12 protein-coding genes and 2 pseudogenes are annotated in these 13141 nt (G+C 68.3%); 7 read left to right on the forward strand and 7 right to left on the reverse strand.

All coding sequences use genetic code 11. From position 1 onward, the window contains the following. From A5781_RS05800 to A5781_RS05815, 4 genes and pseudogenes are all read right to left on the reverse strand, one after another. A pseudogene (locus A5781_RS05800) lies at positions 1 to 710 on the reverse strand (ABC transporter permease). Then, on the reverse strand, positions 707 to 1393 hold the full coding sequence (locus tag A5781_RS05805; protein WP_067202538.1) for an ABC transporter permease: 687 nt from the start codon (positions 1391 to 1393) through the stop codon (positions 707 to 709). Before A5781_RS05805 ends, A5781_RS05800 begins: the two are co-directional and overlap by 4 nt. Continuing rightward, a pseudogene (locus A5781_RS05810) lies at positions 1351 to 2498 on the reverse strand (ABC transporter ATP-binding protein). Before A5781_RS05810 ends, A5781_RS05805 begins: the two are co-directional and overlap by 43 nt. Continuing rightward, entirely contained in the window at positions 2495 to 3442 is a 948-nt protein-coding gene (locus A5781_RS05815) for an ABC transporter substrate-binding protein (RefSeq protein ID WP_067202543.1), read from the reverse strand. The pseudogene A5781_RS05810 and the gene A5781_RS05815 overlap by 4 nt, the downstream one beginning before the upstream one ends. 100 nt (positions 3443 to 3542) lie before the next feature. On the opposite strand from A5781_RS05815, the gene A5781_RS05820 reads away from it, so the two are divergent. Further along, positions 3543 to 3890, forward strand: coding sequence for a lipopolysaccharide assembly LapA domain-containing protein (locus A5781_RS05820; protein ID WP_067202546.1), 348 nt, complete (start codon positions 3543 to 3545; stop codon positions 3888 to 3890). Positions 3891 to 3893: 3 nt separating this feature from the next. Here A5781_RS05820 and A5781_RS05825 read toward each other — a convergent pair whose 3' ends face one another. Continuing rightward, complete coding sequence (locus A5781_RS05825) at positions 3894 to 4940, reverse strand: phosphotransferase family protein (protein ID WP_067202548.1); 1047 nt, start codon at positions 4938 to 4940, stop codon at positions 3894 to 3896. A 9-nt stretch (positions 4941 to 4949) separates the two neighbouring features. Continuing rightward, on the reverse strand, positions 4950 to 5558 hold the full coding sequence (locus A5781_RS05830) for a histidine phosphatase family protein (protein WP_067202552.1): 609 nt from the start codon (positions 5556 to 5558) through the stop codon (positions 4950 to 4952). Positions 5559 to 5660: 102 nt separating this feature from the next. Between A5781_RS05830 and A5781_RS05835 the strand changes: the two genes are divergently transcribed. From A5781_RS05835 to A5781_RS05860, 6 genes are all read left to right on the forward strand, one after another. Continuing rightward, entirely contained in the window at positions 5661 to 6320 is a 660-nt protein-coding gene (locus tag A5781_RS05835; RefSeq protein ID WP_067202554.1) for a class I SAM-dependent methyltransferase, read from the forward strand. A 60-nt stretch (positions 6321 to 6380) separates the two neighbouring features. Further along, positions 6381 to 7427: a phosphotransferase family protein gene (locus A5781_RS05840; RefSeq protein ID WP_067202556.1), complete on the forward strand. Its 1047-nt coding sequence runs from the start codon at positions 6381 to 6383 to the stop codon at positions 7425 to 7427. 1 nt (position 7428) lies between these two features. Then, a complete protein-coding gene (locus A5781_RS05845; protein WP_067202559.1) occupies positions 7429 to 8193 on the forward strand; it encodes an SDR family NAD(P)-dependent oxidoreductase in 765 nt (254 codons plus the stop codon). 91 nt (positions 8194 to 8284) lie between these two features. Then, positions 8285 to 9592 (forward strand): acyl-CoA dehydrogenase family protein, encoded by a 1308-nt coding sequence (locus A5781_RS05850; RefSeq protein WP_067202562.1) that lies wholly within the window; start codon positions 8285 to 8287, stop codon positions 9590 to 9592. Then, positions 9589 to 10200, forward strand: a complete 612-nt coding sequence (locus A5781_RS05855) for a TetR/AcrR family transcriptional regulator (protein WP_067202564.1) — start codon at positions 9589 to 9591, stop codon at positions 10198 to 10200. Before A5781_RS05850 ends, A5781_RS05855 begins: the two co-directional genes overlap by 4 nt. Then, positions 10200 to 11171, forward strand: a complete 972-nt coding sequence (locus A5781_RS05860; RefSeq protein ID WP_067202567.1) for an NADPH:quinone oxidoreductase family protein — start codon at positions 10200 to 10202, stop codon at positions 11169 to 11171. Before A5781_RS05855 ends, A5781_RS05860 begins: the two co-directional genes overlap by 1 nt. Here the strand turns inward: A5781_RS05860 and A5781_RS05865 are convergent. Beyond that, a complete protein-coding gene (locus A5781_RS05865) occupies positions 11161 to 13035 on the reverse strand; it encodes an alkyl/aryl-sulfatase (RefSeq protein WP_369817684.1) in 1875 nt (624 codons plus the stop codon). The two genes, A5781_RS05860 and A5781_RS05865, sit on opposite strands and share 11 nt — an antisense overlap. Positions 13036 to 13141: the final 106 nt, after the last annotated feature.

Below are 13141 nucleotides of genomic sequence, written 5' to 3' on the forward strand. Positions count from 1 at the left end.
CTACCGTAAAACGTGCGGGCGAACCGCGGCAGGCCTGTCGGGTAAGTGTGGCGAAGTCGTCCGGTGCCCGGCACCGACGCCCACACCACCAACGCCAGCAGCCCGTCCAGCGCCAGCGCCAAAGCGGCCACCATCAAGGCACCGACCAGGGCAAGGTGGAACTCTCGCTCCTTGATTCCGTCGATCAGGTATCGGCCCAGCCCACCGAGGCTGGCATAGGCCGCCACCGTGGCGGTGGCGACCACCTGAAGCGTCGCGCTGCGCAACCCGCCGAGGATCAACGGCAGCGCGTTGCGCGCCTCCACCCACAGCACCTGCGCTTCGGTCATGCCCATTGCCCTGGCCGCGTCGACCACGGTCGGCTCCACGTTGGCGATTCCCGCGTAAGTGCCGGCCAGCAGCGCCGGGACGCCCAGCAGCATCAGGGCGACCAGCGGCGGCCCCATCCCCAACCCGAACAGCAGCGTCCCGAGCAACAGCACGCCCAGAGTCGGCAGGGCGCGCAACCCGTTGACCGTGCCCACCACCAGCACCGTGCCGCGGCCGGTGTGCCCGATGATGAGCCCCACCGGGACGGCGATCAGGGCCGAGGCGCCCACCGCGACCGCCGTGTACTCGAGATGCTCCAGGACGCGCGCCGCGAGCCCGACCGGGCCGGTCCAGTTGCCGGCGGTCAATAGGTAGGAGATGGCCCCCTGCACGAAGTTCATCGCGCGCCACCCACTATCGGGGCCACCACCGACCGCCGGCGCAGTGAGCGCCCGGCGCGCTCCCACGGCGTCGCCAGGCGGCCGGCCACCACGATCAACGCGTCGATGACGACAGCCAGCACGAAGAGCGCGATGATGCCGGCAAGGATCTGGTCGCTCTTGTTCGTCTGGTACCCCTCGGTAAACCAGGTGCCCAGGCCGCCGATGCCGATCACCGAACCGACCGAGACCATCGCGATATTGGTGACGACCACCACCCGTAACCCAGCGACCAGGACCGGAATAGATAGCGGCAGTTCGACTTTCAGCATGCGGGTGATCGGCGGGTAGCCGACGGCGGTGGCGGCGTCGCGCACCTGGGCCGGCACCGCGTCCAGCGCCTCGAGCACCGCCCGCACCAGTAGCGCCGCGGTGTAGGCCGTCAGCGCGACCATGACGTTGGCCTCGTCGAGGATGCGGGTCCCGATGACCATCGGCAAGACCACGAACAGCGCCAGCGACGGAATGGTGAACACGACACTCGCGGTCGCCGTCGTCAGCCGGCGGGCAACCGGTGCGCGTTGCACCGCCGCGCCCAGTGGGACGGCGAGGGCCAACCCGATCAGCACCGGCACCAACGACAACCGCAAATGGACGATGGTCAGCGCCCAGGCGTCGTCGAGGTGGGTGAGCAGGTAGTGCATATCTGTTCCCCGGTCACGTCTTTCTTCGGGTTTCGACCGCGGCCAGCACGTCGTCGGCCAGCACACCGCCGATGACTTTGCCGCCTTCGTCGACGGCGAGGCCCACCCCCGACGGCGACGACAGCGCCGCGTCCAGCGCATGGCTGAGGTTCCCGCGGGGACGAAACAACGAGCCGACGCCACTCATGCTGTCCGACAACGACGCACCCGCGCGATGCCGGCGCAGGCCTTCGGAATCGATCCAACCCATCGGCGCGCCCGCGCCGTCCACCACCACCGCCCAGCCGTCCGCCTGGCCGGTGTCGGCGAGGTCGTCCGCCGGGATCCGTTGCACGTCATGCACCGGCAAGCCGGCCGCGTCGATGAGTTGCAACCATCGATAGCCGCGGCCGAGGCCGATGAACCTCGAGACGAAATCGTTGGCAGGGCGCGACAGCAGCCGCGTGGGTTCGTCATACTGCTGCAACGTGCCGGCCCGAAAGACCGCGACTTTGTCCGCGAGTTTGAGCGCCTCGTCGATGTCGTGGGTGACGAAGACGACGGTCTTGTGCAATTCGCTTTGCAGACGCAGGATTTCGTTCTGCAGGTCAAGCCGGACCACCGGGTCCACGGCCGAGAACGGCTCGTCCATCAACAAGACGGGCGGGTCGGCGGCCAGTGCACGCGCCACCCCGACACGTTGTTGCTCACCGCCGGACAGCTGCGCCGGGTAGCGGGTGGCCAGCTTGGTGTCCAGCCCGACGCGTTCGAGCACCTCGTAGGCGACGGCGCGAGCCGCCCGGCGGGACTGCCCCTTCAGCACCGGAACCGTTGCGACGTTGTCGATCACCCGCAGGTGCGGCATCAGGCCGGCATGCTGGATGACGTAGCCGATCCCGAGGCGCAGCCGCACCGGGTCCAGGGTGGACACGTCCACACCGTCGACGGTGATGGCGCCGGACGTGGGCTCGATCATGCGGTTGACCATGCGCAGCGCCGTGGTCTTGCCGCTGCCCGACGAACCGACGAAGACGGTCAACTTCCCGTTCGGGATCACCAGGCTCAACTGGTCCACCGCGGTGGTCCCGTCGGCGAAGGACTTGCTGACTTTGTCGAAGACGATCATGAGCCGACCGGATGATTTAAGCCGTTGTTCCGCAACCAGTCCCGGGCGGCCTGGTCGGGATCAACACCGGAGTTTCCCGCTACCGCGGCGTTGAGTCCGGCCACGCCGGGAGTGGTCAGCTTCGCCGACACGGCGTCCAGAACCTCCTTGAGCCGGTCCGACTTCTTCTGCGAATTGACCAGCGGCACAATGTTGCCGGCCAGGAAGTTGTGCTCCGGGTCTTCGAGCACCACCAAACGGTTCTGCGGGATTTCGGGCGAAGTGGTGAAAACGTTGGCGGCGTTGACCCTTCCCTCCACCAGGGCGCGTACCGTCACCGCGCCGCCGCCGTCGTTGATGGCGACGAAGTTGCCCGGCCTGATGTCGAGTCCGTACTTCTGCCGCAACCCGGGCAGGCCGGACGGCCGGCTCGCGAAGGCCGAGGGCGCCCCGAACCTCACGTCCGGCGAATGCGCCGCCAGGTCCGCGATTGTCTTCAGGTTCCACGAATTAGCGGTCCCGCCTGTCACCGTCACGGTGTCGGTGTCGGTGGCCGGCGAAGGCGTCAGGACCGCCAGGTCCCCGGGCAGCCTGCGGTCGAGCTCCAATTCGACGGCGTCGAGCATGGTCGCCGTCGACTCGGGCGCGAAATAAAGCAGCAGGTTGCCGATGTACTCCGGCACCAGGTCGATGGAATGGTCCTTCAGCGCCGGGATATACGTCTCCCGACTGCCGATTCCCATCCGCCGACCGACCTCGAATCCGTTGGCCTGCAACGCTTGTGCATATATCTCGGCGATGATCTGCGATTCCGGGAAGTCGCCGGACCCCACGACGATGGATTTGGGGCTGCGGACCTGGGCACCCAGCGGGTCGGAGCTGCTGCACGCCGCGAGAACGCAGATCGCCGTGAGCCACACGGCCGCTTGGATGATCGCGCGATGCGCGCGCGACGACATCCCCATACCGCCGACACTAACCTCAGAGTCGCCCGCGCGCCGGGACCCAGCGGGCCGGTTGCCCGGTTTGGTTTCATTCTGTGCCGGATGGGACAAAGATGACCCTATGAGCAGCCATCCCCCTGCCTCGCCCAGCCAGCCGCCCCCCAAGCCCGCCGCGACGCCCAAGCCGGGCGCGGCGCCCAAGGAGCCGGCGATCGGGTTCACCCGCGCCGGCGCGCTGTGGTCGTCCCTGATCGGCGGCTTCCTGATTCTGATTCTGCTGCTGATCTTCATCACCCAGAACACGGCGGAGACGCCCTTTACGTTCTTGGGCTGGCACTGGCGCCTGCCGCTGGGCGTGGCCATCCTGCTCGCGGCGGTGGTCGGCGGCCTGATCACGGTGGCCGTCGGCACCGCCCGAATCCTGCAACTGCGCCGCGCGGCCAAGAAGCATCACGCGGCGGCGCGCTAGGGCCTAACGGGGGAGCTTGGCCAGCTCCGCCAGCCCGCGGGAGATCAGCGGGGCCACGACCTCCGGCATGTGGTCGGAGTCCATCCCGCGAGCCTGGTCCGACATCCGCCGGCGGAAGTCGATGCCGGCCGCGATGATGGCCAGCTTGAAGTAAGCCAGGCCCATGTAGAACTCCCAATGCGCCAACGGCAGCCCGGCGACCAGCGAGTACCGGTCGGCCAACTCGTCGGCCGTCGGCAACAGCGGTGACGTCCAGGCCGCCTGCGCATTGACGATCAAATCCAGGGCCGGGTCGCGGTACACGCACATCAGGGCCGCATCGGACAGCGGGTCCCCCAGGGTGGACAGCTCCCAGTCGACGACGGCGCGCACCTTCGTCGGGTCGTCGATGTCCAGGATGGTGTTGTCGATCCGGTAGTCGCCGTGCACGATCGACGTGCGGCTTTGCTGGGGAATGGCCTCTTGCAGACCGGAGTGCAGGCGCTCGACGTCGGCGTCGCGGCGGTCGTCGGGCAGCCGCACCAACGCCCACTGCGAACCCCACCGCCGCACCTGCCGCTCCAGGTAGCCGCTGGGCTTGCCGAAATCGGCCAACCCCACGGCCTCGGGGTCGACGGAGTGGAGGTCGACGAGGACCCGGATCAGCGAGTCGACGCAGCCCTCGATGACGGTGTGGCTGAAGGCTTCCAGCTGGGCGCGACGGCGCACCACCTGGCCGGCGACGAATTCGACGATCTGGAACGGCGCGCCCAGCACCGAGTCGTCCTCGCACAGCGCGATCGCGCGCGCGACCGGAACGGGTGTGTCGCGCAGCGCGGCGACGACCCGGTACTCACGGGCCATGTCGTGCGCCGACGGCGTCAGGCCGTGCAGCGGCGGGCGCCGCACCAGCCAACTGGTCGCGTCGTCGTAGACACGGAAGGTCAGGTTGGAACGGCCACCGGAAATGAACTCCGCGCGCAACTCACCGTCGCGCCCGATGCCGAGCGAACGCAGGTACCGATCCAGCGAGGCCAGGTCGAGGCCCTCGAGTTGGTCAGCTGAAGTCACCGGACTTGTTTACCACCTCTGATTTCGCGGCAGCAGGTCCCACACGTGCTCGACTCCGTTGACCCCCGCCACGGTCGCCTGACCGGATCGCGAGAACAGCAGCCGGGTGACCGACGCGTAGTCGACGGGGAACGACAACAGCCGGGACGTCCCCAGGATCTGGTGCAGCAGGACGTTGATCACACCGCCGTGGCTGAACACCGCGACCGTGTCGTCGGGATCGACGGAGGCGACGAGCTCGTCGACCGCCGCGCGGACCCGGGCGAGAAACGCGTCCTCGTCGACCGCGCTGGGCAGGTGGCCCTGGGCCAGGCGCGCCCACTCCTCGGGCATTTCCTCGCGGATCTGCTCGACCGGGATGTACAGCGGAAGGTCCCGGTCGTATTCCGCGAATCGGTCGTCGATCTCGACGGTGAGATCCCGCGCTGCCGCGACCGGTTCGGCGGTCTGGATGGCGCGCCGCTGGGGGCTGCTCACCACCCGGGAGATGGGAAACCGGTCCAGCGCCTTGGGAAGTCGCTCGATCTGTGCCAACCCCTCGTCCGACAGGTCCGGGTCGGAGCCCTCGCCGTGTTCGCTGCGCAGCGGCAGCGCGTGCCGGACCAGAAGCAATTGCATGGGTGTTTCCTGTCTGTGGTTGAGCGCGACGTGTTCATTCAAAGCATGCGGACCGGCCCGCGCAAAATAGGGCTCAGCAGAAGGCGACCGCGAGGAGGACGAATGACGGAGCCGAGCAGGGATTGGGACGTGGCGTACCGGCAGGAGACGCCGCCACCGTGGAGCATCGGCCGGCCGCAGCCCGAGCTGGCCGTGCTGATCGACGAGGGCAACATCCGAAGCGATGTCCTGGACGCCGGTTGCGGCCATGCCGCACTGTCGCTGGCCCTCGCCGCGCGGGGGCACACCGTGGTGGGCCTGGACACCAGCGCGACCGCGATCCAGGCCGCCGCCATGGCGGCCGCGGAACAAGGACTGACCACGGCGACTTTCGCGCAGGCCGACGTCACAAACTTCCGCGGTTATGACGGCCGCTTCTCCACGATCATGGACAGCGGGCTGTTTCATGCGCTGCCGCCGGAGAAGCGCCAGGACTACCTGCAATCGATCCTCCGGGCGGCCGCCCCGGGAGCGGCGCTGTACATCTTGGCCTTCGCCACCGGCGCGCTGGGCGACGCCGATCACGGTGGGCCGCGCGGCTTCACCGAAACCGAGTTGCGCGATGCGGTCTCGACGCTCTGGCGGGTCGACGATCTGCGCCCGGCCAAGGTCTACGGCAACGCGGGCCCGTCTTCCGACGGGCCGTTGGCGCATCTGGAACGCGACGGTGAAGGCCATTTCATGGCGCCCGGGTTTCTGCTCATCGCGCACAAGCCGGACTGAGCCGAAAAGCCGGAGGCCGCGTGGAGAATGCTATTCTCCGCACAGAGAGCGGGTGTGCGGATGACGACGGTAGGTCAGGACCGACTGGACGCGGGTGTTCTTGCCCGCTGGCTGGATGCGAACGGTGCGCCAGGCGACGGTGAGGAACCGCGGCTGGAGCAGCTGAAGGGCGGTTCGCAGAACACGCTGTATCTGCTCGACCGCGGCGGGGAGCGGATGGTGCTGCGGATGCCCGGCCCGCGCGCCGATGCGGCGCGCATCGACGGCTTGCTGCGCGAGATCCGGCTGGTGCGTGCCCTGTCCGGCACCGACGTCCCGCACGCGGCGCTGATCGCCGCGGACGACACCCGCACCGTGCTCGGCATGCCGTTCTACGTCATGCAGGCCATCGATGGGTGGAGCCCGATGGACGGCGGGTGGCAGCCGCCGTTCGACACCGACCTGGACGCCCGCCGCGGGCTGGCCTTTCAGCTCGTCGAAGGCGCGGCGAAGCTGGGGCGGGTGGACTGGCGGGCTCAAGGTCTCGACGGCTTCGGCCGCCCGGAAGGATTTCACGAGCGGCAGGTCGACCGCTGGCTGACCTTCCTCGACGCCTACAAGGTGCGCGACCTACCGGGCCTCGACGAGGCCTCGGAGTGGCTGCGGAACAATCGGCCCGCGCATTACCAACCGGGCATCATGCACGGCGATTACCAATTCGCCAACGTGATGTTCGCCCATGGGGAGCCGGCGCGGCTGGCCGCGATCGTGGACTGGGAGATGACGACGGTCGGCGACCCGCTGCTGGACCTGGCGTGGTGCCTGCTGGGCTACGACGGCGAAGAGCCGCGCGCCGACGGGTTCTATCTGGACATGACCGGCATGCCCACCCGCAGCGAACTGCTGCGGCACTACGAGGCGGTCAGCGGGCTTTCCACCGAAAACATCGACTACTACCTGGTGCTGGCGAATTGGAAACTCGGCATCGTGCTGGAAAAGACTTACGCTGCGGGGGTGCGCACCGGCAAGGTCGACCCCAAGGTCCAGGACGCCTTCGGGACGATGATCCCGCAGCTGATCGCGACGGCGGCCGGGCTCGCGCGCTCCTTGCCCCCCGGGGGCCGGTGAAATGGGTTACGCGGACGGGCTTTTCGATCTCACCGACCGGGTCGTGCTGATCACCGGCGGCAGCCGCGGGCTGGGCCGCGAGATGGCGTTCGCCGCCGCACGCTGCGGCGCCGACGTCGTGATCGCCAGCCGCAACATGGACAACTGCGTGACCACGGCCAAGGAGATCGAGGCCGAAACGGGGCGCTCCGCCATGCCGTATCAGGTGCACGTCGGGCGCTGGGATCAGCTCGACGGCTTGGTCGAAGCCACCTATGACCGATTCGGCAAGGTGGACACGCTGATCAACAACGCCGGCATGTCCCCCCTGTACGACAAGCTGACCGACGTCACCGAGAAACTGTTCGACGCGGTTCTCAACCTCAACCTCAAAGGGCCGTTCCGGTTGTCGGCATTGGTGGGTGAGCGAATGGTCGCGTCCGGCCGCGGGTCCATCATCAACGTGAGCACCGCCGGGTCGTTGCGCCCCACTCCCGACATCGTTCCCTACGCCGCCGCCAAGGCCGGCCTCAACGCCATGACCGAGGCGCTGGCGAAGGCATTCGGTCCGTCGGTACGGGTCAACACGCTGATGGCCGGCCCCTTCCTGACCGACGTGAGCAAGGCGTGGAATCTCGAGGCGGCCCACGGCAAGCCGTTCGGACACCTGGCACTGCAGCGCGCCGGAGACCCGAGCGAAATCATCGGGGCCGCACTGTTTTTGGCGTCGGACGCCTCCAGTTTCACCACCGGTTCGATCCTGCGCGCCGACGGTGGAATCCCCTAACGCGGCGATCGCAAGCGGGGTGCCGGGCGCTGGGGGCACCTCCCGCTTGCGGGGGCCGGGCCGCCGCCAATGAACGAGTAGGAGCATTCGAATGTCTTGGGACTTCTCCACCGAACCGGAATTTCAGCAGAAAATCGACTGGGTCCGCGACTTCGTCCGCGAAGAGGTCGAACCTCTCGAGGTGCTGTTCCCGGGCTGCGAGTTCCTGCCACTGAACGACGAGCGCCGCCGCATCGTCGATCCGCTCAAGCAACAGGTTCGCGACCAAGGCTTGTGGGCACCGCATCTGGGCCCCGAACTGGGCGGCCAGGGCTTCGGCGCCGTCAAGCTGACACTCATCAACGAGATTCTGGGGCGCAGCCCGTGGGCGCCGATCGTGTTCGGCACGCAGGCGCCCGACACCGGCAACGCCGAGATAATCGCCCGCTTCGGAACGCAGGAGCAAAAGGACCGCTACCTTGCCGGCCTGCTGTCCGGGGAGATCTTCTCCTGCTTTTCGATGACGGAGCCACAGGGCGGCGCCGACCCGCGGGTGTTCCGGACGCGCGCCTTCCGCGACGGCGACGACTGGGTGATCACCGGGCGAAAGTACTTCTCCTCCAACGCCTCCGTCGCCTCGTTCTTCATCGTCGTCGCGATCACCGACCCGGACGTGCCCGTCCACCGCGGCGCCTCGACGTTCCTGGTGCCGGCAGGTACCGACGGGTTGACCATCGAGGCCACCCACCACCTGGTCGGCGCGCTGCCGCACGAACCCGGGCATTCCCTGGTGCATTACGAGGGCGTCCGGGTGCCGGCGGACGCGCTGTTGGGCGAACCCGGCCAAGGCTTCATGATCCTGCAGACCCGGCTGGCCGGCGGGCGGCTGCATCATGCGATGCGGTCGATCGGGGTGGCCCAGCGCGCCGTGGAGATGATGGCGCGCCGCGCGAAAAGCCGTTTCACACAGGGCAGCTCGCTGGCCGACAAACAGTTGGTGCAGGCATTCATCGCCGACTCCTACACCGAGCTGATGCCGTTCCGGTTGGCGGTGCTGCACGCGGCGTGGCTGATCGACACCGCCGGGGAGCATGCCGCCCGCGCCGAGATCGGCGCCTGCAAGATTCTGGCGTCACAGGTGCTGAAATCGATTGGGCTGCGGGCGATCCAGGTACACGGTGCGCTGGGCACCACCGACCAGCTGCCGCTGGTCAACGTGCTGCTCGGCGGGGTGGCACTCGGCCTGGCCGACGGGCCGACCGAGGCCCACAAGGTCAACCTGGCCCGGCTGCTGCTCAAACACTACGAGGCCGAAGACGCCGAGTGGCCGAGCGAACTGCTGGACATCCGCCGGGAGGCCGCACGCACCAAGTACGGCGGCCTCGTCAACCATGTTCCGGCGCTGCCCGATTCGCCGTGAGCAGCAGGGTGACCGCGGCGGTCGAGCGGGCGCTCGATGACCGCCAGCGCGAGGCTACCCAGGAGGTGGAGCGCATCCTGGCCGCGGCGGTCCGTGTCATGGAACGGGTCGCGCCGGAACCTCCGAGGGTGAGCGATATCGTCGCCGAGGCCGGTTCGTCGAACAAGGCGTTCTACCGTTATTTCGCCGGTAAAGACGATCTTATCCTGGCCGTCATGGAACGCGGCGTGGCAATCGTCGTGTCCTACCTCGAGCACCAGATGGCCAAGGAGCGCGAGCCGCGCGAGCAGGTCGCCCGCTGGATCGAGGGCACGCTGGCGCAGGTGGCCGACCCGCACTTGATCAGCCTGAGCCGGGCGGCCGCCGGACAGATGTCGGCCGGCGCGAATTGGCGCGCGGCGGATCAGGAGATGATGCGGCCGCTACGCGACCTGCTCGTCGAACCCGTTGCGGCGCTGGGAAGTAGCGATGTCGAGCGCGACGTCGAGGCCGTGTTCAGTTGCACCGCCGCGAACATGCGCCGATACGTGGGGTCGGCCGACCGGCCCAAGTCCGACGACATCGCACACCTGGTGGGCTTTTGCCTACGCGGCCTGGGGGTCAGTTGATGCGCGCCGTTGTCTGCCGTACCTACGGCACTCCCGAAGATCTGGTTCTCGAGAACGTCGACGACCCCGTTGCGGCCCCGGGGCAGCTGCTGGTGCGGGTGCACGCCGCCGCGGTCAATTTTCCCGACGTGCTGTTCATCGCGGGCAAATACCAGGTGAAGATTCCGCCGCCGTTCATACCGGGCAACGAGATCGCCGGCGAAGTGATCGCCGCCGGCGCCGGCGCGCCATTCCAGCCAGGGCAGCGAGTTTCGGGAACCACCTTCGGCGCGTTCGCCGAACTGGCGCTGCTGGACGCGAGCCAGGCGGCGCTGGTGCCCGACGACGCCGACTTCGCGTCGGCCGCCGCCTTCGGCGTGACCTACCGCACCGCCTACCACGCGCTGCGCTCGACGGCCACAGTGGCAGAAGGCGATTGGGTGGTGGTGCTGGGCGCCGCCGGCGGTGTCGGGCTGGCCGCGGTCGACCTGGCCGTCGCCATGAAGGCGCGGGTGCTGGCGGCCGCATCGAGCCCGGAGAAGCTTGAGCTGTGCCGGCAGCGCGGCGCCGAGGCGACCGTCGACTATGACCGCGAAGACTTGAAGTCGCGCATCCGCGAGCTCACCGGCGACGCCGCCCGCGTGATCATCGACCCGGTCGGCGGGCCTTATGCGGAGCCGGCGCTGCGCGGGCTGGCGCGCGGCGGCACCTTCGTCACCCTGGGCTATGCCGCGGGCACGATACCGGCCATCCCACTCAACCTTGTTCTGCTCAAGGACATCTGGGTGCGCGGCATGGAGATCCGCACCTTCATGAACGACCACCCCGACGAGGCCATCCGCGACATGCGGGAGCTGTCGGAGATGTTCGCCGCCGGCACGATCCGGCCGTACATCGGCGCGCGGTTCCCCTTGTCCGAAACCGCCGCCGCGCTGCGGCATGTGGCCGACCGGAAGGTGTTGGGCAAGGTCGTCATCGACGTCACGGCGTGACGATGTCGAAGCTCGGGTCCGGCTGATCGAGCACACCCAGGAAAGCCCGCAGCGCCGCCTGGTCGCCGGATATCTGTAGCCCGGGCGAGTCGAAGTCGCCCAGCGCCGCCGTCAGCAGCCGAGACTTGCCGGCCAGCTCGACCGTGACCGTCGCCGTCGCGGGTTCGGCCGCCGCCTTGCGGTACACGAGCACGCCGTTGCGCAGGGTGAGCCGGTAGTTGGCGGCCAGATCGGCGAAGGCGATGTCGATAGCGAGGTCGAGATCCCAGCTGCGCGGCCCGTCGACACGGATGGCGAGGCTGTCGAAGATCTGCTCCGGGGTTAGCTGCAAGAGCATGGTGGGCGACGTGACCTGAGCGGCGGTGCCGAAGTTGCCGCCACGCAATTCCGTTGCGCCACTGAGGAAGAAGTTGCGCCAGGTGGCGTTCTCGGCGCCGTAGGCCAGCTGCTCGAACGTGTCGGCGCACAGCGCGCGGGCGCCGGCATGCCCGCTCTCGGTGAAGATCGCGTGATCCAGCAGCGTTGCCGCCCAACGGAAGTCACCGGCGTCGAACGCCGTTTGGGCCAGCTCGACAACCCGGTCGATTCCGCCCATCGCCTCCACGTAACGCGGCGCGAGGGCCTCGGGCGGATGCGGCCACAGTCGGGCCGGGTTGCCGTCGAACCAGCCCATGTAGCGTTGGTAGACGGCCTTCACGTTGTGGCTGACCGACCCGTAATACCCGTGGGTGTGCCACGCGCGCTCGAGCGCCGGCGGCATCTGGAACATCTCCGCGATCTCGACCCCGGTGTAGCCCCGGTTGAGCAGTCGCAGCGTCTGGTCGTGCAAGTAGGCATACAAGTCGCGCTGCAGCGACAGGAATTCGACGATGCTCTCCCGTCCCCAGGTGGGCCAATGATGGGAGGCGAACACCACGTCGGCGCGGTCGGCGAACGCGTCGATCGCCTCGGTGAGGTAGCCGGACCAGGCGTGCGGGTCGCGCACCAGGGCACCACGCAGGGTCAGCAGGTTGTGCAGGTTGTGGGTGGCGTTCTCGGCCATGCACAGCGCGCGGTATCGCGGAAAGTAGAAATGCATTTCGGCGGGCGCCTCGGTGCCGGGCGCCATCTGGAACTCGATCTCCACGCCGTCGATGGTGTGCTTCTCGCCGGTCTCGCGGATAACGACGGTGGGGACGATGATCGCCACCTCACCGGTGGACGGCGCCTGACCCAGCCCGCAGCCCACCTGGTCCCGGGGCCCGCGGGGCAGCAGCGTGCCGTACATGTAGGTCGCCCGGCGCGTCATGGCCGGCCCGGCGTAGACGTTTTCCTGGACCGCATGCTCGACGAAGCCTTCCGGGGCGAGCACGGCCACCGCGCCGGAATCCACATCCGCCTGTGCGGTGACGCCCAGCACGCCGCCGAAGTGGTCGACATGGCTGTGGGTGTAGATGACCGCGACCACGGGACGGTCGCCGCCCCGGTGTGCGCGATACAGCGCCAGTGCCGCCGCCGCGACTTCCGTGGACACCAGCGGGTCGATGACGATGATGCCGGTGTCGGTCTCGACGAACGTGACGTTGGAAATGTCGAAGCCACGGACCTGGTAGATGCCCGGAACCACTTCGTAGAGGCCCTGTTTGGCGGCGAGAGTGGACTGCCGCCACAGGCTCGGGTGCACCGACGGCGGGGCGGGACCACCGAGGAAGGAGTAGGCGTCGTTGTCCCAGACCACGCGCCCGTCGGCCGCCTTGATCACGCACGGGGACAGGGCGGCGATGAATCCGCGATCGGCGTTGTGAAAGTCCGCGTCGTCATCGAATGGCAACGCGTCCGCGCGATGCGCCGCCTCGATGACCGCGGTGGGGGGTGTGCGCTCCACGCCAATACATTGCCACCACCGCACCATTCCGGGAGGCGTTGCGCGCATCTTGTCAGGTGGCCGACGAAGACGGAAACAATTAATCGGAACCCTAGGTGTTCGGCTC

It is taken from the genome of Mycobacterium sp. 852002-30065_SCH5024008 (genome assembly GCF_001665645.1).
GTDB lineage: Bacteria > Actinomycetota > Actinomycetes > Mycobacteriales > Mycobacteriaceae > Mycobacterium > Mycobacterium paraffinicum.